Here is a 21,806-nt window from a genome sequence, read left to right as displayed (position 1 = left end):
GCCGGTGCCGAAGAAGATCGACTGGCAGATCGATCAGCCCGCGCAGGTCAACCGCGGGGAATTCACGTCCAAGCGCCGGGTGACGCTGCTGTCGGCCGCCCCCCGGCTGTACGCCAGCGTCACGCTGCCGAAGATCGTCGGTGAAGGGCGCGTGCTCGATTGGCGGGCGTTCGTGGTCGACCTCGACGGGGTCGCCAACAAATTCCCACTCTCCGCGTGCGAGCGCGACCAGATCGGCGGCGATCTGAAGATCACGGTCGACGGCGCCGGGCAGCAAGGGCACGAGCTTCACACCAAGGGCTGGGGCTCGGCGGGGCTGAAGCTGCGTCGCGGCCAGTTCGCCACCGTCGGCGAGCAGCTGCTGATCCTGATGTCGGACGTCGTCGCCGACGCGAACGGCAAGGCGACGCTCCGCTTCAAGCCGTACCTGCGGGTCATTCCGCTGGATAACGAGCCGGTGGCCGTTCGCCGGCCTTATGCCGTGGTCTCGATGTCGGACCCGAAGAACGGATGGGCCGTCGACATCGGCCAGCAGTACGACATCACCTTCGCGTGCGAGGAAGCGTTTTGATCGACAACCGTCCTGACGCCGCCGCGCAGGCGGCGCTGGCGGCCGACGTGCGCCGGCCGGTGACCTTTGCGTTCCTGGATCTCGCATCGGGCCCGATCCGCGTGACCAACGCACCCTACAGCTTCACCTTCAGCGGCACCGGCGACGAGGACCTGGACGGTTTCACCTTCGAGGCCCTGGATCCGCGCTTCGTATCTGTCGGCCCGGTGAAGGCGCGGGAAGGCGGTTCCGACACGCTCACGCTGCAGCTTTCGGGGCTGACCAGCGTCGACGACGAGCTGATGACCGACATCGGCGATCGGGCGAACTATGCGGGCCGCGATTGCCGCCTGTGGCGTGCGATGCTCGATCCGCAGAACCTGACGCAGATCGGCACGCTGTGGTCCTACTTCACCGGCTATATGTCGGTGCCGCATATCCAGGGCGATCGGCAGAACCAGACGATCAACCTGGAAGTCGAGACGTACCTCGCCTTCTTCGGCCAGGCGTCGAACCGCACCTATCTCGACCAGCAGCTTTTCGACCCGGGTGACCGCTCGGCCGAGCTCGCGATCGCAATCGCCAACGGCGCTTCCCGCCGCCGAACCTGACGGAGCGACCATGTACCGGAAACCCGATTGGGAGACGCGGCTTGCCGCGTATCTCGAGCCGCTACGCGCGCGCCCGTTCGCCTGGGGCGAGCACGACTGCTGCACCTTCAGTGCCGGCGCCGTCGCCGCGATGACCGACGTCGATCCCATGCCGGAATTCCGCGGCCGCTACTCGACGGCGATCGGCTCCGCGCGGGCGCTGCGTCGCTTCGGCCGCGGCACGCTTGCGGCGACGCTTGATGCCAAGTTCGAGGCGATCGAGCCGGCGTTCGCCCAGCGCGGCGACGTCGTGATGTCGTCGGGGCTGCTCGGGATCTGCATGGGTGCGTTCCTGGTGGCCGTCGGCCGCGAGGGCGATCGAGAAGGCCTGATCCGGATCGAGCGTGCGCGCTGGGTCGAGCCGCGCGCCTGGCGCGTCCAGTTCGGGTTCTAAGCGATGGCAAAAGCCCTCAAGATCGCCGCGATCGGGCTCGGCGCGCTCGCCCTGGCCGCAACCGGCGTCGGTGCCGTGGCGCTGGGCGGCCTTGCCGGCACGCTGACGATCGCCGGCGTCTCCACGAGCACCCTGCTGCTGACCGCCAGCGGCCTGAGCATGGCCTCGAGCCTGCTGCAGAAGGGGCCGAAGGTTCCGGCGTCGCAGACGGAGCGCCTGACCGCCAGCATCGACCCGCGCGCCTTCCGCAAGTCGGTGCTGGGCCAGACGGCGATGCCGATCGATGTCCGCTATGAGGAATGGTCCGGCAAGGACCAGGACTATTGCGACTGGATCGTCGCTCACGCGAGCCACGCGATCGACGGGCTCGAGGAAATCTGGTTCGACACCGAGCTGGCGTGGTCCGCGACGACCGGCGTCACCTCCAAGTTCCGGAACTACTTCTGGCTGTCCAACGTGGTGCTGGAAGGCTCGCCGGCGAACGCCTTCAGCTTCGGCAGCGGCAAGTGGAACGGATCCACGCGTCTGACCGGCTGCGCCTACTCGCGCTTCCGCTTCAAGGTCACGGGCAACTCCAAGAAGGCCGAGAGCCCTTTCTCCGGCGGTATCCCGAGCCGCATCACCGTGATCGGCCGCGGCGCCAAGCTCTACGACCCGCGCCGGGATTCGACGGTGCCGGGCGGCAACGGCCCCATGCGCGCCGACGATCAGTCGACCTGGCGCTACCGTGCCGACGACGGCGCGGTGATCGGTGAGAACCTGCCGCTGCAGATCCTGCGCGTGCTGCTGGGCTGGCGGATCCGCAACCCGGTGACGGGCGAAATGCGCCTGGCCACCGGCTCGGGCATCCCTGCGCGCCGGATCGATCTGCAGAGCTTCATCGTCGCGGCGAACCTCGCCGACGAGCTGGTGAACCGCTCCGCCGGCGGGCAGGAGCCGCGCTTCCACGGCGCAGCCGTCGTCTCTGAGGGCGACGATCCCAAGACGACGCTCGACCTACTGTGTGCGGCCTGCTGCGGCCGGTTCCGCGACACCGGCGGCAAGCTGGCGCTGTCGATCGCCCACAACGACCTGGCGGACGCCGCGATCGACGATGGGCTGAGCGACGACGACGTGGTCGGCGCCTTCACGTGGGATCCGGACCCAGCCCTGGACGCAACGCCGAACGTCGTGCGCGGCCGCTACGTCGATGCGAGCACCAGCTCGCTGTACCAGCTGATCGACTATCCGGAGGTGCGGATCGCCAGCGCCGACGGGATGGACCGCATTCTGACGCTGGACCTCGGCGCCGTCGAAAGCGCCAGCCAGGCACAGCGGATCGCAAAGCAGACGCTGCAGCGCCGGCAGTACCTGCGCGAGTTCACCGCGCCGTTCGACATTCGCGCCTGGAAATATCCGGTCGGGTCGGTGGTGCCGTTCACCTTCGCCCCGCTGGGCTTCAAGCGCGTGCTGTTCCGCGTGGCTGCGCAGGAGCTGGGGCAGGGCGGCACGTGCGTGATGACGCTGTCGGCCGAGCATGCCTCAATCTACAACTGGGACCGCGACGATGCGGCGCCGGTGCAGGCGGCCGAGGCGATCGTCTATGATGGTTCGAAGAACCCGCTGATCCTTGCCATCAACGACGCGGCCAACACGGCGATTTGGGAGGCCGTGGCCGATCCGAACGGCACCAAGCCGGAGGACAATGCCACCGTCGGTGCACCGGTCGGCACCCCCGTTGGCGGCGTGCCGGCCGAGGAACTGGTCACCCGCGTCACCGACGTTCAGCAGAAGGTCGCGGAGATCGATCGCGCGATCACCGACGACACGGAAGGTACCAAGGCAGCACGGGACGCCGCCGAGGCGGCCCGGGACGCGGCAGCGCTGGCGCAGTCGAACAGCGAGAAGGCCGCAGCCGACGCGGCCGACGCCAAGACTGCCGCGCAAGGCGCATCCACGCTTGCGCTCGGTTACGCCAAGACCGCCAGCGATAGCGCGTCGGCCGCCGTCACCGCGAAGGGCGCTGCCGAAACGGCAAAGGGTGCAGCCGAGGCGGCCAAAACGGCTGCGGAAACGGCAAAGGGACAGGCGGCCGCGTCGGCTTCCGACGCCCAGGCCGCGACCCGCGCTGCAGCAGCTGCTCAAACGGCCGCGGAGACGGCGCAGAGTGACGCGATCGCCCAGGCGAAGGCCGCGGGCGGTTCGGCGACGACCGCTTCCCAGCAGGCGAAAAATGCGGCCGACAGCGCTTCCGCTTCGTCGACGTCGGCCACCGCCGCTGCGTCGAGCGCGAAGAACGCCGGCGACAGCGCCACGGCCGCCGCCGGCAGCGCCAGCACCGCGTCGACGAAGGCGACCGAGGCAGGGCAGCAGGCAACGGCCGCACAGACCGCGCGTACCGGCGCCGAGACGGCCCAGGGCAAAGCGGCGACCAGCGCGTCGAACGCGGCGGCCAGCGAGACCAACGCTGCAGGCTCCGCATCGTCGGCCGCTTCTTCGGCAACCGTATCGGCCAACAGCGCCGGCGCCGCGACCGCGACGGTCAACAAGGCGCCCACGCTTCCCGATCGGCCTGCGAACCGGGAGTTCTTCGGCCTCGGCGCCACGAATGGCAGCCCCGACACGCTGCCGGCGCTCGCGATCGGGACGGTGGTCAACGCGGCCGGCGAGGGCCAGGTCCTCGAGGTCGCGCGCGATCGCGTCATCATCACGCCGCGCGGTTGGCTGCCGACCGGCGTCGGCCGCACCTTCAAGCTCACGGCGCGCTTCCGCACGACCGTCGATGCGACCGGCTCCAACGGTTGCTACATCGGCTTCGTCCGCCATTCCGCCGGCGGCGGGTACGACGGCACCACCGCCTGGGCGCTGCGCACGGGCATCGGCGACAAGGTTTCTGCGGGCTGGGTGGAATACACCCAGACCGTCACCTCCGCCGATCTGGGCTCGGCTGCCTATTTCCGCCCGATCATCGCGCTGAACAGCGCGGGCACCGCGAACAGCGGCGCGACGATGCAGCTCGCCGTGCTCCGCATCGAGGACGTGACCTCGCAGGCCGCCGCGGAGAAGTCCGCGACCGCTGCGGCGACCTCGGCGTCGACGGCTGCCACCAGCGCCAACGATGCGGGCCAGAAGGCGTCGGCCGCGCAGACGGCACAAACGGCGGCCGAAACCGCGCGCAGCCAGGCGCAGACCTACGCCTCGAACGCCTCCTCGAGCGCGAGCGACGCCGCCACCAGCGCCGGCACCGCATCGATGCAGGCCGGCGTCGCGTCGACCTCGGCCAACGCCGCGCTGGCGTCGGCCGCCAGCACCTTCCCGATCGGGTTCGGCGACGACGGCAGCTACTGGACGGGCGACAGCAGCTTCGCACCCACGCCGCTCAACCAGAACTGGCAGTTCGTGACTGCGGAGGGGAAGGGGCGCGTCGCGCAGTACACCGGCAGCTGGTACCTCGCCCCCAAGGGTGTAATGCCGATCGCGGCCGGGCGGAGCTACCGCCAGGCGATCGAACTGCGCTATCTCTCCTCGAGCCCGAGCGGCACCGCGCGCGTTTCGTGGCTGGTCTACGACGCCGCCGGCGCCCTCCTGGGCGAGCTGCTGTCGTCGCAGTTCGTCATGGATCTCGACGCCTGGCGCACGATCGTCCGCACGATCAGCGCCGAGGACCTGGTCGCCGCCTATCCGGGCGCCGCGTATGTGCGACCGGTCGCCCGCCGCTTCTCCCAGGCACCGACCGTCCAGGTCGCTTCCTTCGCCTTCCAGGATGCCACGGCGCAGCTGGCGGCCGAGACTGCTGCGACCGCCGCGGCCGGTTCCGCCTCGACCGCCACCACGAAGGCGACGGAAGCGGGGCAGAGTGCGTCGGCCGCTCAGACGTCGGCGGTGAATGCGGCCTCTTCCGCAACGAGCGCCGACGATCGCGCAACGGCGGCGGCAAACTCCGCAACGGCCGCGGCGACGTCCGCCTCGACCGCCGGTACCAAGGCGGACGCTGCAGGGCAGAGCGCGTCGGCGGCGCAGTCGTCGGCCGTCACTGCCGGCTCCGCTGCCACCACCGCCGGCGACAAGGCGTCGGCCGCCGCCAACTCGGCGACGGCAGCCGCAGGAAGCGCCTCGAACGCTGCGACGAGCGCCAATGCGGCGGGCACCAGCGCTTCGGCGGCCGACAGCGCCAAGACCGCGGCGGAGACGGCGCGCGGCCAGGCGCAGACCTATGCGACCAACGCGTCCAACAGCGCGAGCGGGGCGGCAGGATCGGCGTCGACGGCGACGACGCAGGCCGGCGTCGCTACCACCGCCTCGGGCACCGCGATCGCGGCCGCCGTCGCCCTGCTGCCGGACAGCACCGCCGACGAGACGATGTTCACGAACGGCGGGACCGGAGCGCCGGCCGCGCAGGCGACCATCACCACCGCGAGCTATGCGGCGAAGGTCAACGATCCGGTGTTCGGCCCGGCGATCAGCATCACTGGCGGCAGCCGGCTGATCAGCCACAAGGGCGTCGTGCCGTGCATCCCCGGGCGCAAGTACGAGCTGAGCATCCGGCAGCGGGTCAGCAATTTCGTCGCCGCTTTCACTGCCCGCTACAACGTGAGCGCGCTGCTGGGCGACTATTCCGCCGCACCGGGCAGCCGCACCCAGATCATCGGTTTTCCGGGTACCACCAGCAGCGATCCGCAGACGTTGACGACGATCGTCAACTGCGACGACTATCCGGACGCGAAGTGGCTGCGGATCTCGTTCCTGGCGAACCGGCTCGCCAGCAGCGACACCGTCACCGTGATCGCAAACATCGCGATCAAGGACGTGACCGCCCGCGAGGCCGCCGCCTCGAGCGCGAGCGCTGCAGCCGGCTCGGCCAGCACCGCTACGTCGAAGGCGGACGCCGCAGGCCAGAGCGCGAGCGCCGCGTCGGCATCCGCGACGTCGGCCGCGACGTCGGCCGGCAACGCGTCGACCAGCGCGACCAATGCCTCGAGCGCCGCCAGTGACGCAGCCGGATCGAAGAACTCGGCGGCGACGAGCGCCGGCGCCGCAGCGCAGAGCGCGACCGCCGCGGGCGAGAAGGCAGCGGCCGCAGCGGACTCCGCCAGCAGTGCTGCCACCAGCGCCAGCGCCGCCGGTACCAGCGCATCGTCCGCCTCGAGCGCGAAGACCGCGGCCGAGACGGCGGCCGGCAACGCCAAGACGTACCAGGACAACGCGGCGACCAGCGCCACCACCGCCACCGGCGCCGCGAACACCGCAACCTCCCAGGCCGGCGTCGCGTCAACGTCCGCAGCGGCCGCGGTCGCCGGTGCAGCCGCGACGCTCCCGAAGGCGTTCGTCGACGACGGCAAGTACTGGACCGGCAGCAGCAGCTTCGCGCCCACCGATCTGCCGGCGAGCTGGCAGTTCGTGAACCTCGCGAGCAAGGGGCGGGTGGCGCAGTTCCAGGGCTCCTGGCGGATCTCGCCGAAGGGGTTCCTGCCGGTGATCGCCGGGCGCACGTACCGCGCGACGATGGACATGCGGTACCTGGCGACGGCCGAAGGCGGCCTGGTCCGGCCCGGTTGGTGTGTCTACGACGGCACGGGCGCGCTCCTGACCGAAACGACGCAGAACCAGTTCAGCCGGTCGGCAGACGACGCTTGGGTCAGCTACGCGCGCTCGGTCTCCTGCGACGACCTGCTCGCGTCCTACCCCACCGCTGCCTATGTGCGCCCGTACATGCGGCGGTTCGGCGGGTCGCCGATCGTCCAGATCGCCTCCTATGCGTTCGAGGACGCGACGGCCGAGCTTTCGGCAGCCGGGAGCGCCAGCGCGGCGGCGACCAGCGCGAACACGGCTTCGACGAAGGCGAGCGAGGCGGCGCAGTCGGCGACGGCCGCGAGCACGTCGAAGACGGCCGCCGAGACGGCGCAGGGCAGGGCGGAGGCGGCGCAGTCGTCGGCGGCCAGCAGCGCCAGCGGTGCAGCCGGCTCGGCGAATGCCGCCTCTACCAGCGCAAGCACCGCCGCCACCCACGCCGGCAACGCGAAGGGCAGCGCCGACAGCGCCGCGGCAAGTGCCAGCACCGCCACGTCGCAGGCGTCGATCGCGAGCGACCGCGCAGCGGCCGCGCAATCCAGCGCGACGCTTTCGGCGCAGTACGGCGTCCGCGGCGGCAACTTCGCCGTAAACAGCGAGTGGCTCAACAACTCGGCCGGTTGGGTCGACTATACGACCGGCAACCCGAACATCAGCTCGATCGGGTTCAACACGCAGGCCGAGTGGTTCATTCCCGGGCAGACGGTGAAGTCGGTCCAGCAGACCGGTCGCACCTCCGGGGATAGCGTGTGGGGATCGTGGGGCGCGGCAATCCCCGTCTACGAGGGCGAGTGGTTCCAGTTCTACATGGAGCTCGGCGCGCACCGCTGCCCCGTCGAGGTGCTGGTCGAGTGGTTCGGGGTGGACGGCGATATCAAGGGCGTCACCTATTCGGACCGCACGACGTCGACGATCTGGGGCGGCCGTCTGCCGAGCGGGTACGCGAAGATCGGCGTGAAGGCGGTCAAGGCGCCGCCCGGCGCCGCCACTGCCCGGTTGCAGATCCGCAAGTTCAACACCTTCGCCAACGAGACCGATAGCTGGCTCTTCCTCTGGCGTGCCTATTTCGGGCAGGCGCGCGAGGGTCAGACCGAGTGGAACGCGTACCAACCCGGGAGCACCCGGGACATCACCGCGTCCCAGATCGCCTCCGTCAGCCAGCAGGCCAGCGCGATCGCGACGCTGGAGGGCAAGACCGCTGCCTATCTCCAGAACACGGTCCAGGCGGGCACCTCGGCCGCCCGCCTGACGATGTACGCGGAAAGCTCGCCTGGCGTGCGGGCCTCCGCGATCGAGCTGGCGGCGGACGCGATCTACCTGGGCAACGCTCGCGCGCTCGAGGTGCGGGACGGCCAGGTGCGGGTGAACGGCAAGCTGTCGGCCAACGACATCGATGCGGGTTCCCTCCGTTCGGTGAATGGCGTCACCACCTTCGATCTCACGTCGGGCCGCGTCACCTTCAACAACGGCAGCGTGATGAAGGTCTCGGGAACGGGCTTCGGATCGAACAACCAGTTCATCGAGTGGTTCGGGCCGGTGCAGAGCAGCCTTGCCAACTGCACCGAGGCGAACGCCACCTTCTACCTGAAGACCGATGGCAGCGCTTACTTCGGCGGGTCGCTGAGCGCCGGCGTGCGCAAAAACGCGGTCCAGACCTCGGGCAGCAGGGTGTCGACCGGACAGATCGAGAGCGGCGGCCGCCCGCGTAAGGTGGTGGTCAGCTATTCCTACACCCGCCAGGCCCAACAGAATTCCGTCCAGACTGCCGGGACGGGCTCCTCCAGCGCCGTCGTCCGGCTGCTGCGCGGCACGACGGAGATCGGCCGGTTCACGGCCACCGGGTCCTGGCGGCGCAGCAGCTACGGCGGGCAAGCCAACCCGGCGACGTATGAAGAGAGCCTCGGCGGCTCCCTCACGGTCACGGACAGCTCGGGCGGCACGCAGGTCGAATATGTCGCCGAGCTGGTGTCCACCAGCTTCGGTCCCGGCCCCTCGGGCAGCCCGACCCAGGACGGCATCGGCCAGAACCTCTCGATCGTCGAGACCGAGGAATAATCCCCCGCAATGCAATTCGGAGAAGAAGCATGGCCGAAGAACCCAAGCCGACCTACGTCGTGACCACCCAGGAAGAGCGCGACGCAGCGATGGCGGCCGCGATCGCATACGACCAGGCGCAGGCGGACGCGAAGGCTGCCGAGCGCGCAGCGTTCCTGGCAGAGCTGAAGGTGGTCACCACCGACCCGCGGTACACGTGGCTCCTGGGCGAGCTGGAGCGGCTCGCGCCGGTCTACAAGCTCGACAGCGAACTCTCGCTGCACATCGTCCCGCTGCCGGGCTTCCTGTCCCGGCTGCGCTCGGCGGTCGGCTAAGCCACACCCGGGCGGGGAGGAACCTATGAAGATGCTCACCCGGGCAGCCGATCGGCTGCCGGCATGACCGACGCACCCAGCGCGAAGCCGAGCTGGAAAGACGGGATCGGCATCGTCTGCGCGCTTGTGAGCGCGGCCTTCGTGATCAGCGGCGCACTGCGCGCCGACGGCGGCCGCGACAAGCAGCTCGAGGACAACACCCGGCGGATCGAATCGCTTGAGCGGTCCGATGCGGCAAAGGGCGACGTCCTGACGAAGATCGACGGCCGGACCATCCGGATCGAGACGACGCTCGAGATGATGAAGGCGGCAAAGGAGATGCAGCGGTGATGGACGCAACCACCCTGGTGCTGATCGGCACCGCCCTGCAATTCACCGTCTCGGCCGCGCCGATCGCGCGCGGCCTGCGCCGCAGCCTGCGCACCCGGACCGCGCCGATCGCGCTGGCACCGTTCGCGATCGCGACCTCCCCGCGCATCTGACCGCCGGCGGCCGGCTGCCGCCTTCTCCGGAGATCATCATGAAGACCATCGACTGGCGCCAGGCGCGGCGCTGGTGGTCCGTGCGCGTGTCCGCGCTCGGCTCGCTGCTGTTCGCGCTGCTGACTGCCTTTCCCGACCAGGCGCTTGCGCTCTGGGCCAACCTGCCGGCGGAGATCCGCGAGCGGCTTCCCGACAACCTCGAGCGCGCGATCGGCGCGGCGCTGTTCGCCGTCGTCCTGGTCGTCCGCGTCATTCCCCAGGAGGAAGCCGATGGCGAGTAAGACCACCGCGAAGAAGGGCGGCCTGGTCGCGATCGTCGGCGCGATCGCCGCCTCGCTGCTGCTGACCAACGTCCCGGCCGACGAGAGCGGCCGCAAGGTCGAGGTGACCATCACGCCGGCGGGCGAGGCAACGGTGCGGCACGTCGCCGGGCCGCAGTACCTGAAGGCGTATCTCGATCTCGCCGGCATCGCGACCGCCTGCGACGGGATCACGCGCGGCGTGAAGCTCGGGCAGACCTACACCGAGGCGCAGTGCGCGCAGCTGCTCGACCAGGCGCTGTCTACGCACGCGCTGGCGGTGAAGGCGTGCGTGCCGCAGCTTTGGGACGCCGGCCGCGATCGCCAGCGCGCGGCCGCGATCTCGCTCGCCTACAACATCGGCACCAACGGCTTCTGTGGATCCACGGCGGCCAAGCGCTTCCGCGCCCGGCGCTGGGCCGAGGCCTGCGATGCCTTCACCCTCTGGAACAAGGCCGGGCGGCCGCTGAAGGTCGTGCGCGGCCTGACGCTCCGCCGCGGCCGCGAGCGCGCGCTCTGCCTGCAGGGTGTCGCATGATCGGGCAGCTCGCCAAGCTCGCGATCCGCGCCGGCGTGCCCGCGCGGGCGGCGAAGCTGGTCGCCTGGGCGCTGGTCGTGCTGGCGATCGCCGGCGTCACCGCGGCCGCGATCGCGTGGATCTACGGCAGCGGCCGCGCCGCCGGCGGCGACCAGGTGCGCGCGGCCGGCGCCGAGAAGCGCAACCAGGTCCTCACCGAAGCCCGCGGGGACGAACGCACCGCCGTCGACGTCGCGCGCGCCATCGATGCGCGCACCGCCCGGGCCGAGGCGCTCACCGACGCCCAGCTCCACTCCACGATCGAGGAGATCCGCAATGCGATCGATACCGTTCCGCCTGCGCCTGGTGGCGCTGATCTGCCTGCCGCTCCTGTCGACGGCGTGCGCGACGCCCTCAACGCGTCCATCGCTCGAGCGAACCGAGCGGGCGAGGATCCCGCCGCAGTCCGCTGAGCTGCAGAAGACCGAGACGCTGAAGCCGCTTTCGGCCGCGCCGACCGGCGAGCTGATGACGATCGACAAGGGCATCTTCGCCGAGCTGGTCGAGCGCCTGGCCGAAGCGGCCGCCGCCGTCGCCCGGCTCAACACCCGGATCGTGGCAGGGCGTACCGAACGCCAGTGCCTCGAGGCGATCTGGCAGACCGGCGTTGCGCCGGCGAACTGCCCGCGCGAGTAGCACCTCGACCACTATCTGCCGCCGTGTCATATGAGCGCCGCCCCTCGGAACTTAGCCGTTAAGTGGGGCCCGCGCGCGCGGAAGTAGGCTGACCGGTTCGCCGGGTGGCCTGCGAAATAGAAGACCTTCGGGGAATACGCGGGGCGCAGTGCCTACTCTGCGCGGCTAACCACCCGGTACCGGACCCGGGTGAGGCCGCATGGCGCTCCAGCCAGCGTATTCCCTGAAGCCACCCACATTCCAGATCGCCAGTTTGCGCAATTTCGCAAACTCGCCCCCTCTCGCGCCGATCGGCGCGGGCACCGACGGCCATTCTCGGCCGGCGGCCACTCAGCGCGCGTAGCCGACGTGCTTCTTCCCTGAAGGACAACCGACTGCATGAGCGCGACCACCGCGATCCGTACCCCTGCGCCCTACATCGGCGGCAAGCGCAACCTGGCGAAGCGCCTGTGCGCCATCATCGATGCGACGCCGCACCGCACCTATGCGGAGCCTTTCGTCGGCATGGGCGGGATCTTCCTGCGCCGATCGAGCCGGCCGACTGCCGAGGTGATCAACGACCTGTCGAGCGACGTCGCCAACCTGTTCCGCATCGCGAAGCGCCACTACCAGCCGCTCGTCGACGAGCTGCAGTGGATGCCGGCGTGCCGCGAGGAGTTCGAGCGGCTGAAGCGCGTCGACCCCACCACGCTGACCGACATCGAGCGCGCAGCGCGCTTCCTCTACCTGCAGCGCCTGGCATTCGGTGGGAAGGTGGTCGGCCGCGGGTTCGGTGTTTCGCGCGATGCCGGCACCCGGTTTGACGCCGGCCGCGTCCGCGCGGACTTGGCGGTGCTGCACGCCCGCCTCGAGCGCGTCGTGGTCGAGCAGCTGCCCTATGCAGATCTGATCCGGCGCTATGACGGCGCCAACACGCTGTTCTACCTCGATCCGCCCTATTGGGGCAGCGAGGGCGACTATGGCGCCGACGCCTTCGGTCGCGACGACTTCGCCCAGCTGGCCGACCAGCTCGCCGGCATCGCCGGCAAGTTCATCCTGTCGATCAACGCCACCGAGGGCAGCCGCGACGTGTTCGCCCGCTTCAACGTCGAGGACGTCGACACGACCTGGACGATCGGCACCGCCAGCCGCGCCGGCGCCAAGAAGGTCACCGAGCTGATCGTTCGCAACTTCTGATCGGGGGTATTGGCCGGGGTATCGCACCCCGGCCGACCGCCTGAAGGCCGCGGAAAACCGCCGCCTGCCGATCGCCGCGGCGGAGGGATTGTCCGCCGCAGATACGACGAGTTCGTGCTTTCGAGCAGAAAGCGGGCTGCCGTGCGTGTGCTAGCGGCCGGGTGCATCTGCGAAAATAGACCCCAGCTGACCGGGCGCCATCATCATGCGATGGCCGCCGTCCAGCTCCAAGAAAACGGCCTTTGTGTCATCAGCGATGTGGATGCCGTGGATTCGCAAGTTCTCCTTGATGCCCAGTCGGGCAACCCAGACGCGTACGCCATCCTGCAGCAGCCCCTGCGCATAGCCCACCAAGTGCGCGTCGATATCCGTACCCACCATTAGCTCCCCCCGTCCGAGCACCTGTGCTCGGCACTAGCATAACCGAGGTTCGAATGCTGACCAACGCGACCATCAAGGCCGCGCGCCCCGACGCGCGCCCGTACAAGATGACAGACGGGCAGGGGCTATTTCTGCACGTCGCGCCGACGGGCACGAAGTCGTTTCGGCTGAAGTTCCGAATCGGCGGCAAGGAGCAGCTGCTGACCTTTGGCACCTGGCCGGAGGTGTCGCTCGCCGAAGCGCGGGAGCGGCGCGACCTGGCGCGCGAGCAGCTCGGCCGCGGCGAGGATCCGCGCACGCCGACGTCGGCCGGCGCCGAGAAGCCGGCGACGTTCGAGGCGGCCGGCCGCGCCTGGCACGCGCACCAGGCGCCGCGCTGGACGCCGGTGCACGCCGGCGACGTGCTGGCGAGCCTGGAGCGCGACGTGTTCCCCGCGATCGGCACCATGCCGCTCGCGGCGATCACCCCGCCGGTGGTGCTGAACGCGCTGCGCATCGTCGAAGCGCGCGGCGCGCGCGAGACCGCCCGCCGGCTGCGCCAGCGCGTCTCGATGATATTCGCCTTCGCGCAGTCGGAGGGCTGGTGCGAGCATGATCCCGCGGCCGTGATCGGCCGCGCCATGCAGGCGCCTGGGCAGCGCGGGCAGCAGCCGGCGTTGCTCGAGCTGGACGACGTGCGCGCGCTGCTCGCCGCGGCCGAGCTGGTCGACGCGGCGCCGGCGGTGAAACTCGCGTCTCGATTCCTGGCGCTGACCGCTGTTCGCCTCGCGGCGGTGCGCGGCGCCCGCTGGGACGAGTTCGAGGACCTCGACGGGCCGGCGCCGCTCTGGCGGGTGCCGGCGGCACGCATGAAGCTGGCGGCCGCGAAGAAGACCGACCCGCGCAACGACCACCTGGTGCCGCTCAGCCCGGGCGCAGTGGAGGTCCTGCGCGCTGCGCGCGCCCTCCCCGGGGCGGACGAGCTGGTATTTCCCGGCCGTAGCGCCGGCCGGCCGATCGGCGAGGCGGCGATCGGCGCGCTCTATGCGCGCACGTCGTTCGCGGGCCGCCACGTGCCGCACGGGTGGCGAGCCAGCTTTTCAACCATCCTCAACGAGCGGTTCCGCGAGGAACGTGACGCGATCGATCGCGCGCTGGCGCATGCGGCAAAGGACAAGGTCGAGGCGGCGTACAACCGAGCCCAGCACCTGGAGCGACGTCGCGTCCTGTTCGATGCCTGGGCGGATCTCCTCACCCGGGAGGAAGGGCGCCGCTGACGCGACGCCGGGGGAGAGAGTGGCACGGCTCGTGCTCCTCCCCCTCGCCGAGCCCCGGGGCGGCGCAAGCCGCCACGCTCCGACAGCCGGGTCTTGGCGGTCGGGCGGGTAGGGCGGGCCATTTCGGCCTGGGGGAGCAGCTTACTGGAGCATGACCTCGCCCTAGCGAGGTCATTCCTTTCATCCTTACCCCTGAACCGGGATAGCGGGTGAACTAGGTGTACTCGCGCTCAGGCTACAAGAGAGGGAGCGGATTGCTGCGCGAAGTCCGCTGTCTTGAGGTTCAGCGTGGTTGGCGGGCGCCTCTGTCGGCGACTCCACCGCGCGGTCGGTAGCTGCAGCTTGCGCGCGCTGCTTTCGACCCAGCAGGTCGCGGAAGCGCTGCAGCACGTTCTTCGGCAGCTGTCCGAGGTCGAAGAAGTAGGCGTTGCTGGTCTGCTTGCGCTGCGGAGCGAAGAGGCCGTCGTTTCCGGTACGCCGTGAGCGCCGGACCCATTGGAGGAAGCCCGTCGCTTTGAGGCGGGCAAGGGCCCGCACGACGGTGACGCGGACCAGACCGGTCGCCTCTGCGATCGTGTCGATCGCTGGATCGAGCCGCCCTGTCTTGAAGTCGATCGGGATCCGGCGGCGCCCGCGTCGGCCGAGCAGTACCTCGAGTACTGCCAAGCCTGTCCATCCGAGTGGGCGTTTGCCGCCGTCGTCTCGGTGCTGATCGTCGTACTCACGCGCGACCTGCAGGAGGCAGTCGATCCAGCCCATTGCCCCGCGCTTGGTGCCGTCGCCGATTGGACGGAACACCTGCGCACGGCTGTCGTCGACGTCGTAGCTGTGCCGGCGAACGGCACGATCGGCGCCGCGCTCGCGCTCGGTGAGCTGGGCAGTGAACTTCTTGGTGAGCTGGCGGGTCTGACGGGCCGTGAGGGCGGCCTCTGTCGAGCGGGTAAACGACATCGTTTCGGCTCCCGAATGGGAAGTCGATGGGCGCACGAAAGCGCCGGCTGAAACGGGGTCGTCAGCCGCGCGCTTGCGAGGACGGAGCGCGCCGAGGCGCGGGCAGGGACCAAAGCCCTGGATGTCGATCAAGGAGGCGCGCGAGCGCGAGCCAGCCGGAACGGCTGGGGAACAGACTGTGCCGACTCGTGTGACGCTGCGAACCGCAGCGAGGTGCGCGTTTTGCGCGTTCTCCGCGGGTCAGAAGTATCTGAAACCCGCGGAAAAGCTGGTGCCGGTTGCAGGAATCGAACCCGCGACCTTCGGTTTACAAAACCGCTGCTCTACCAGCTGAGCTAAACCGGCGTTGCGCCCCCCTTGCGTCAGAGAACGCCGAAGGTCCAGCCTTCGCTTCGCCGAATTGTGGGGGTGAGCGCCGCGGGCTGCCACAGTTCGGGTGCCCGGGCGATCCGCCTAAGCCAGGCCGCGGCCATGATCGCGTCCGTGGCATGGTCGTCATATCGGTCGAGCGGCGTGTGCCGGCCGCTGCCGAGCGCCTCCAGCGCCGCGTCGAGAGCGTGGGGGTCCCGCAGCTTGCTCAGCCCCTTGCGCAGGCCCGCCGCACGCGCTGCGACCGTGGTGTAGATCTCGACCACCAGTGCGCCGTGCGCCGGCGGCGGGTCGAACGGCCAGATCGGGATATGAGAGCCCAGATGGTGGAGCAATCGCATGCCCGCGAAGCTCGCCTTGGCGACCTGGGCCGCACCGATCGCGTCATAGAGGGTGGAGGCCCGGCCGATCCCGCTCGCGTTATAAGCCGCTTCGCACCGACGGTAGTGCAGGAACTGCGCCTTCGCCCCGTCTTGTGCGCCGAGATAGAAGTGGCTGCCGCGCCGCCGCTCCAGGAACGAAGCGGCGCCCAGATCCGGGTCGGGGCAGTCGGCGTCGACATAGGCCCAGAACGCGCGCGCCGTCGAAGGCGTCGGCTCGCCCGGCAGATAGGCGCCCCGCTCGATCCACGGCGGCGCGAAGCTGAAGTCGAACCCGACCAGCAACGGCGTGTCCGCCTGCGCGTTCAGCCAGTGGAGGACGTCCGTGCGGGACCAGATGCCGCGAGGCGGCGCCACCAGTTCGGGCGCGGCGCTGCCTGTCTCGCAGAGCGCGACCGCGATCCCCTTGTGACGGTGTCCCTTTGCGCCGGACCAGTCGATCGCGGCGAAGCGGGTGAAGTGCTCGGGGACCGTCAGCTTGCCGCGTCCGGGTTGCGGCCGTGGCGCCGCGCGTCCCACCACGCCATGCGCTCGCTCAGCCGTTTCTCGAAGCCGCGCTCGGTCGGGGCATAGAAGTGCTGCGGCGGAAATTCCTCCGGCCAGTAGTTCGCGCCGGAGAAGCCGTCGTCGCTGTCGTGGTCATAGGCATAACCGTCGCCATAGCCGATCTCCTTCATCAGCTTGGTGGGGGCATTGAGGATGTTGTGCGGCGGCATCAGCGAGCCGGTCTCCTTCGCCGATCGCCACGCCGCCTTCTGCGCCTTGTAGGCGGCGTTCGACTTGGGCGCGGTCGCGCAATAGAGGCACGCCTGCACGATCGCGAGTTCCCCCTCGGGCGAACCGAGGAAGTCGTACGCGTCCTTGGCGGCGAGGCACTGCACCAGCGCCTGCGGGTCGGCGAGGCCAATGTCCTCGCTGGCGAAGCGCGTGATCCGCCGCAGCACGTAGAGCGGTTCCTCGCCCGCGGTCAGCATCCGCGCGAGATAGTAGAGCGCCGCCTGGGGATCCGATCCGCGCAGCGACTTATGGAGCGCGGAGATGAGGTTGTAGTGCCCCTCGCGATCCTTGTCATAGACCGCCATCCGCCGCTGGAGCAGCGCGGAAAGGCTGGCGGGGTCCAGCGGCGCGTCGAGCTGGATGGAGAAGAGCGTCTCCGCCTGGTTGAGCAGGAAGCGGCCATCACCATCGGCGCTGGCGACCAACGCCGCCCGCGCGTCTGCGTCGAGCGGGAGCGGGCGGCCCTCGGCCTCCTCGGCGCGGGTGAGCAGCGTCTCCAATGCCTCTGCGTCGAGCCGTCGCAGGATCAGCACTTGCGCGCGGGAAACGAGCGCCGCGTTGAGTTCGAACGACGGGTTCTCGGTGGTCGCGCCGACCAGCGTCACCGTGCCGTCCTCGACATAGGGCAGGAAGCCGTCCTGCTGCGCGCGGTTGAACCGGTGGATCTCGTCCACGAACAACAGCGTGCGGCGGCCGAGCCGGCCATGATCCCGAGCCTCGGCGAACACCTTCTTCAAGTCGGCGACCCCGGAGAACACCGCCGAGATCGATGCGAAGCGCAGCCCGACTGCGTCCGCAAGGAGCCTCGCGATCGTCGTCTTGCCGGTTCCCGGCGGCCCCCACAGTACCATGGACGAGAGTTTGCCGGCTGCGACCATCCGGCCGATCGCGCCTTCGGGGCCGGTCAGGTGCGACTGGCCCACCACCTCCTCCAGGCGGCGTGGACGCAGCCGATCGGCGAGCGGACCCGTGGTGGGCACCTCGGCGGGGGCAGGCGGATCGAAGGCGGCAAAAAGGTCGGCCATGTCGCCGATATAGGGGTCGGCGGGAAAATACGCAGCCTTGTGCGGCGACCTCTTGCGCAAACCAACCTAAGATATATCTTTGCCCTATCGAACTTACACAGGAGCTTCCATGTTCGGCATGCATCATCATTCCCGCCGCCACCATGACGGTCGCGGCGGCTGCGGCTCGGGCGAGCGGCCTGATAGCCGTCGCTTCGCCGGCCCCTGGGGCGGCGGTCCCTTCGGCGGCGGCTTCGGCGGCTGGGACCATGAGGCGGAGGGGCGGGGCGGTCGTGGCGGCCGCCGTCGCCTCTTCGACGGCGGCGATCTGCGGCTGGTCCTGCTCGCACTCATCGAGCAGCAGCCGCGTCACGGCTATGACCTGATCCGGGAGATCAAGGAGCGCACCGGCGGCGTCTACGCCCCGAGCCCGGGCGTCGTGTATCCGACCCTCACCCTTCTCGCCGACATGGCGCTGATCGAGGAACAGGCGGAAGCGGCCGGGCGCAAGGCTTATGCGATCACCGAGGCAGGCGTTGCGCATCTCGACGAGCAGCGCGAGCAGGTCGAGGCGCTGCTCGGACGCTTGGCGCAGGTCGGCACGATGACGGCACGCACCAGCGGCGGCCCGGTCAAGCGCGCGATGGGCAACCTGCGCACCGTGCTGGGTCAGCGACTGGCCGGAGAGGAGGTGCCGCCCGAGACGCTGCACGAAGTGGCCGCCATCCTGGACGAAGCCGCCCAGCGCATCGAGCGTCTCGCATGAGCGCCGGCGCGTTCAGCGCGGTGGCCGAGGTGCCGACCGCATCCGGCAGCCGCTATCTCCAGCAGCTCTGCAAGCACTGGAGCCACAATCTGCAGGTGGAGTTCACCCCCGAAAGGGGCACCGTGGTGTTCCCGCACAATGCGCGCGGAGCGAACTTCCCAGCAGACGGGCGCGCTTCGTTCGAAGCCGGCAAGGCGACGTTGACCGTGCGGATCGATGCGAGTTCCGCGGAGCAGTTGGACGCGCTCAAGCAGGTCCTTGCGTCGCACCTCGACCGCTTCGCCTTTCGCGAGGCGCCGCTGGCCTTCGACTGGCAGGCTGCCTGATCCGGCGGCGCGGGCGCTGGATCAGTGCCCGCGCCGTTGCAGCATCTGAAGATAGGCGTCGAGCACCGCCTGGTTCGCAGTATCCCAGCGATAGCGCTGCGCCTTGGCATGACCAGCAGCGCCCATCGCGCTTCGCAGCTCCGCATCGCGGATGATCCGCTGGAATGCGTCGGCATAGGCGGTGACGTCGCGCGGCGGCACCAGCACGCCGGTCACGCCGTCGTCGATCAGGTCCACCGCGCCGGTCGCGCGGGCTGCGACCACCGGCACTCCGGCCGCCATCGCTTCGGACGTGACCTGCCCCCAGGTCTCCGTGACGCTCGGGTTGAACAGCACGTCCATGGAGGCGACCGCCCGGCCCAGTGCATCGCCGCGCTGGAAGCCGGCAAAGGCGGCGTCGGGAACGCGCTCGGCAAACCAGTCGCGCGCGGGTCCTTCGCCGATCACCAGCACCTTGTGCCGCACGCCGCGGTCGCGCAGCAGCGCCACCACATCGGCAAAGATGTCGAGCCCCTTTTCCAGCACCAGCCGACCGAGAAAGCCGATCGCCACCTCATCATCGGCGATGCCCAGCTCTCGGCGCCATTCCGGGCTGCGTGCGCCGGGGTGGAAGCGATCGTGGTCGACGCCGCGACCCCAAAGCCCGATCGGTTTCGTCACGCCCCAGCCGCGGATCAGCGCCTCGATCGAGGGCGTGGGCACCATCACCTGATCGGACCGGTTGTAGAAACGGCGCGACAAGGTCGTGAAGATCGGCTCCAGAAATCCCATCCCGTAATAGCTGGCATAGGTTTCGAACCGCGTGTGAAGCGAAGCCAGGCAGGCGACGTCGTGGCCCCGTGCCCAGCTGACGGCGCGGTGACCCAGGACATCGGGCGCCGAGACATGGACGATGTTGGGCCGGAAGTCGGCAAGATCCCGGCGGATCGAGGAAGGCAGGCCCAGACCGAGCCGGTATTCGCCGCGCCCACCCGGCAGGCCGACCGAAGGCACGCTCACCAACTCGCCGGTCGGCTCGAAGGCTGCGGTTGCCGCGGTCGGGGAATAGACGCGCAACGTCACGCCGTGCGCGAGCAGATGGCCGGCAAGCAGGTTCAGCGCATGGTTCGCGCCATCGCGCACGTAATTGTAGTTGCCACTGAAAAGGGCGACACGAAGGTCGGACGGCTGCATGGAGGCGGCCCATAGCCCCGCATGCCCCCGCGCGCCACCGGAACGATTCGCCGCCCACAGCGCTTGCTCCCGGACAGACGGAGACAGGCGATGGCAAACAGCTACTCCAAGGGCGACAAGGTCAGCTGGAGCTGGGGCAAGGGAACGGCCGAGGGCAAAGTCGAGGAGAAGTTCGAGCGGCGGGTCCAGCGCACGATCAAGGGAAGCAAGATCGTCCGCAACGGCAGCAAGGAAAACCCGGCCTACCTCATCGTCCAGGAAGACGGCGGCAAGGTGCTGAAGGAAGGTTCCGAGCTGCACTGACCGAGGTGGCAGGCGGCGGCCCGCCACGCGATATTCCCCTTTCGTTCTGCGCGTGCTAGTGGCTGCCCATGGCAAAACCCCGGAAGCGCTACGTCTGTCAGCAATGCGGTTCGGTGACCGCGCAATGGGCGGGCCAGTGTGGCGACTGCGGGGACTGGAACACGCTGGTGGAGGACGCCGGCGCCGTCGTGACGCCGTTCCAGGCGCGGCACAATCTCCAGTCCGGCGGACGCGCGATCCAGCTCTCCGGGCTCGACAGCGACATCCCGCTTCCCGACCGGATAGCGACCGGCATCTCCGAACTCGACCGGGCGCTGGGCGGCGGCTTCGTCGAGGGCTCGGCGACGCTGATCGGCGGCGATCCGGGCATCGGCAAGTCGACGCTGCTGCTCCAGGCGACGGCGCGGCTGGCGCTGGCGGGCAAGTCCGTCGCCTATGTCTCGGGCGAGGAGGCGGCGGACCAGGTGCGGCTGCGGGCGCGCCGCCTGGGCCTGGGTAACGCGCCGGTCCAGCTGGCGGCGGCGACCTCGGTGCGGGACATCCTCACGACGCTGGGGGAAGGGCAGGCGCCGGACCTGCTCGTGATCGATTCGATCCAGACCATGCACTCCGACCTGATCGAGGGGGCGCCGGGCACCGTCAGCCAGGTGCGCGCCTCGTCGGGGGAACTGATCCGCTTTGCTAAGGAGCGCGGTACGGCGCTGGTGCTGGTCGGCCATGTCACCAAGGACGGCTCGATCGCCGGGCCGCGTGTGCTCGAGCACATGGTGGATACGGTGCTGGCGTTCGAAGGCGAGCGCAGCCACCAGTATCGCATCCTGCGCGCGGTGAAGAACCGCTTCGGGGGAACCGACGAGATCGGCGTCTTCTCGATGGCGACGGAGGGGCTGAGCGAGGTTTCCAATCCGTCCTCGCTGTTCCTCACAAGTCGCGACGAGAGCGTCACCGGTACGGTGGTCTTCCCGGCGCTGGAGGGAACGCGGCCCGTGCTGGTGGAGGTGCAGGCGTTGACGGTGCGGCTCGCTTCGGGCGCGACGCCGCGTCGTGCGGTGGTCGGCTGGGATTCAGGGCGGCTGGCGATGATCCTGGCGGTGCTGGAGGCCCGCTGCGGCCTCGCCTTCGCGACGTCCGAAGTCTATCTCAACATCGCGGGCGGTTACCGCGTGCAGGATCCTGCCGCCGATCTCGCCGTCGCAGCGGCGCTCGTGTCCGCGCTCTCCGAACGGCCCGTCCCGACCGATGCGATCGCGTTCGGCGAAGTGGCGTTGTCAGGGGAGGTGCGCCCGGTCGCCCATGGTGCGCTGCGGTTGAAGGAGGCGGGCAAGCTCGGCTTCGGACGTGCGATGGTGCCAGGTGCCCAGGCGGCGGAGGGGACCAGCCTCACCCTCTCGACCTTCCGCAGCCTGCCGGCCTTCGTCGACCATATGCTGGGCCGCTAAG

General features: G+C 69.7%; 22 protein-coding genes and 1 tRNA gene. 17 read left to right on the top strand and 6 right to left on the bottom strand.

Going from position 1 to position 21,806, the window contains the following annotated elements; genetic code table 11:
* Positions 1-4: 4 nt before the first annotated feature.
* The 12 genes from EDF69_RS13160 (at position 5) to EDF69_RS13105 (ending at position 12,680) form a co-directional block, all read left to right on the top strand.
* The gene (locus EDF69_RS13160; RefSeq protein WP_132882254.1) at positions 5-571 is read left to right on the top strand and encodes a hypothetical protein; all 567 of its coding nucleotides are present in this window, start codon (positions 5-7) and stop codon (positions 569-571) included.
* Positions 568-1,161 (top strand): hypothetical protein, encoded by a 594-nt coding sequence (locus tag EDF69_RS13155; protein ID WP_132882255.1) that lies wholly within the window; start codon positions 568-570, stop codon positions 1,159-1,161. The genes EDF69_RS13160 and EDF69_RS13155 overlap by 4 nt, the downstream gene beginning before the upstream one ends.
* Before the next feature lie 10 nt (positions 1,162-1,171).
* A complete protein-coding gene (locus tag EDF69_RS13150; RefSeq protein WP_132882256.1) occupies positions 1,172-1,594 on the top strand; it encodes a DUF6950 family protein in 423 nt (140 codons plus the stop codon).
* A 3-nt stretch (positions 1,595-1,597) separates the two neighbouring features.
* A complete protein-coding gene (locus EDF69_RS13145; protein ID WP_132882257.1) occupies positions 1,598-9,196 on the top strand; it encodes a hypothetical protein in 7,599 nt (2,532 codons plus the stop codon).
* A 29-nt stretch (positions 9,197-9,225) separates the two neighbouring features.
* Complete coding sequence (locus tag EDF69_RS13140) at positions 9,226-9,510, top strand: hypothetical protein (RefSeq protein WP_132882258.1); 285 nt, start codon at positions 9,226-9,228, stop codon at positions 9,508-9,510.
* Between the two features lie 63 nt (positions 9,511-9,573).
* Entirely contained in the window at positions 9,574-9,840 is a 267-nt protein-coding gene (locus tag EDF69_RS13135) for a hypothetical protein (protein WP_132882259.1), read from the top strand.
* On the top strand, positions 9,840-9,992 hold the full coding sequence (locus tag EDF69_RS13130) for a hypothetical protein (protein WP_165889968.1): 153 nt from the start codon (positions 9,840-9,842) through the stop codon (positions 9,990-9,992). The genes EDF69_RS13135 and EDF69_RS13130 overlap by 1 nt, the downstream gene beginning before the upstream one ends.
* Before the next feature lie 38 nt (positions 9,993-10,030).
* A complete protein-coding gene (locus EDF69_RS13125; protein WP_132882260.1) occupies positions 10,031-10,273 on the top strand; it encodes a DUF7940 domain-containing protein in 243 nt (80 codons plus the stop codon).
* Positions 10,263-10,829 carry a lysozyme gene (locus EDF69_RS13120; protein WP_132882261.1) on the top strand — a complete coding sequence of 189 codons (567 nt, stop codon included), beginning with the start codon at positions 10,263-10,265 and terminating at the stop codon, positions 10,827-10,829. Before EDF69_RS13125 ends, EDF69_RS13120 begins: the two co-directional genes overlap by 11 nt.
* Complete coding sequence (locus EDF69_RS13115; protein WP_132882262.1) at positions 10,826-11,281, top strand: hypothetical protein; 456 nt, start codon at positions 10,826-10,828, stop codon at positions 11,279-11,281. Before EDF69_RS13120 ends, EDF69_RS13115 begins: the two co-directional genes overlap by 4 nt.
* 55 nt (positions 11,282-11,336) lie before the next feature.
* Positions 11,337-11,504, top strand: a complete 168-nt coding sequence (locus EDF69_RS13110) for a hypothetical protein (RefSeq protein WP_165889969.1) — start codon at positions 11,337-11,339, stop codon at positions 11,502-11,504.
* Between the two features lie 378 nt (positions 11,505-11,882).
* Positions 11,883-12,680 carry a DNA adenine methylase gene (locus tag EDF69_RS13105; RefSeq protein ID WP_132882263.1) on the top strand — a complete coding sequence of 266 codons (798 nt, stop codon included), beginning with the start codon at positions 11,883-11,885 and terminating at the stop codon, positions 12,678-12,680.
* 150 nt (positions 12,681-12,830) lie between these two features.
* On the opposite strand, the gene EDF69_RS13100 is transcribed toward EDF69_RS13105, so the two are convergent.
* Entirely contained in the window at positions 12,831-13,058 is a 228-nt protein-coding gene (locus EDF69_RS13100; RefSeq protein ID WP_132882264.1) for a hypothetical protein, read from the bottom strand.
* Between the two features lie 56 nt (positions 13,059-13,114).
* Between EDF69_RS13100 and EDF69_RS13095 the strand changes: the two genes are divergently transcribed.
* Positions 13,115-14,317 carry a tyrosine-type recombinase/integrase gene (locus EDF69_RS13095; protein WP_132882265.1) on the top strand — a complete coding sequence of 401 codons (1,203 nt, stop codon included), beginning with the start codon at positions 13,115-13,117 and terminating at the stop codon, positions 14,315-14,317.
* Between the two features lie 186 nt (positions 14,318-14,503).
* Here EDF69_RS13095 and EDF69_RS13090 read toward each other — a convergent pair whose 3' ends face one another.
* The 4 genes from EDF69_RS13090 to EDF69_RS13075 all read right to left on the bottom strand — a co-directional run bounded on the left by EDF69_RS13090 (position 14,504) and on the right by EDF69_RS13075 (position 17,819).
* Positions 14,504-15,400, bottom strand: a complete 897-nt coding sequence (locus tag EDF69_RS13090; protein ID WP_132882266.1) for a hypothetical protein — start codon at positions 15,398-15,400, stop codon at positions 14,504-14,506.
* Positions 15,401-15,537: 137 nt separating this feature from the next.
* Positions 15,538-15,613: transfer RNA gene (locus tag EDF69_RS13085), tRNA-Thr, on the bottom strand.
* A 17-nt stretch (positions 15,614-15,630) separates the two neighbouring features.
* Positions 15,631-16,536, bottom strand: a complete 906-nt coding sequence (locus tag EDF69_RS13080; RefSeq protein WP_339538767.1) for a hypothetical protein — start codon at positions 16,534-16,536, stop codon at positions 15,631-15,633.
* Positions 16,491-17,819: a replication-associated recombination protein A gene (locus EDF69_RS13075; RefSeq protein WP_132882267.1), complete on the bottom strand. Its 1,329-nt coding sequence runs from the start codon at positions 17,817-17,819 to the stop codon at positions 16,491-16,493. Before EDF69_RS13075 ends, EDF69_RS13080 begins: the two co-directional genes overlap by 46 nt.
* Before the next feature lie 109 nt (positions 17,820-17,928).
* Here EDF69_RS13075 and EDF69_RS13070 point away from each other — a divergent pair, with 109 nt between their 5' ends.
* Together EDF69_RS13070 and EDF69_RS13065 are read left to right on the top strand one after the other, a co-directional pair.
* Entirely contained in the window at positions 17,929-18,564 is a 636-nt protein-coding gene (locus EDF69_RS13070) for a PadR family transcriptional regulator (protein ID WP_125960951.1), read from the top strand.
* Positions 18,561-18,890 carry a DUF2218 domain-containing protein gene (locus EDF69_RS13065; RefSeq protein WP_132882268.1) on the top strand — a complete coding sequence of 110 codons (330 nt, stop codon included), beginning with the start codon at positions 18,561-18,563 and terminating at the stop codon, positions 18,888-18,890. The genes EDF69_RS13070 and EDF69_RS13065 overlap by 4 nt, the downstream gene beginning before the upstream one ends.
* Before the next feature lie 21 nt (positions 18,891-18,911).
* Here the strand turns inward: EDF69_RS13065 and EDF69_RS13060 are convergent, their stop codons facing one another.
* On the bottom strand, positions 18,912-20,063 hold the full coding sequence (locus EDF69_RS13060) for a glycosyltransferase family 4 protein (RefSeq protein WP_132882269.1): 1,152 nt from the start codon (positions 20,061-20,063) through the stop codon (positions 18,912-18,914).
* Positions 20,064-20,153: 90 nt separating this feature from the next.
* Here EDF69_RS13060 and EDF69_RS13055 point away from each other — a divergent pair, with 90 nt between their 5' ends.
* Both EDF69_RS13055 and radA read left to right on the top strand, forming a co-directional pair.
* A complete protein-coding gene (locus EDF69_RS13055; RefSeq protein ID WP_132882270.1) occupies positions 20,154-20,366 on the top strand; it encodes a DUF2945 domain-containing protein in 213 nt (70 codons plus the stop codon).
* Positions 20,367-20,434: 68 nt separating this feature from the next.
* Positions 20,435-21,805: a DNA repair protein RadA gene (gene radA / locus EDF69_RS13050; RefSeq protein ID WP_132882271.1), complete on the top strand. Its 1,371-nt coding sequence runs from the start codon at positions 20,435-20,437 to the stop codon at positions 21,803-21,805.
* Position 21,806: the final 1 nt, after the last annotated feature.

Source organism: Sphingomonas sp. JUb134 (genome assembly GCF_004341505.2).
GTDB lineage: Bacteria > Pseudomonadota > Alphaproteobacteria > Sphingomonadales > Sphingomonadaceae > Sphingomonas.
The sequence above is the reverse complement of the archived record's forward strand: the minus strand, read 5'-3'. Positions and strand labels throughout refer to the sequence as shown.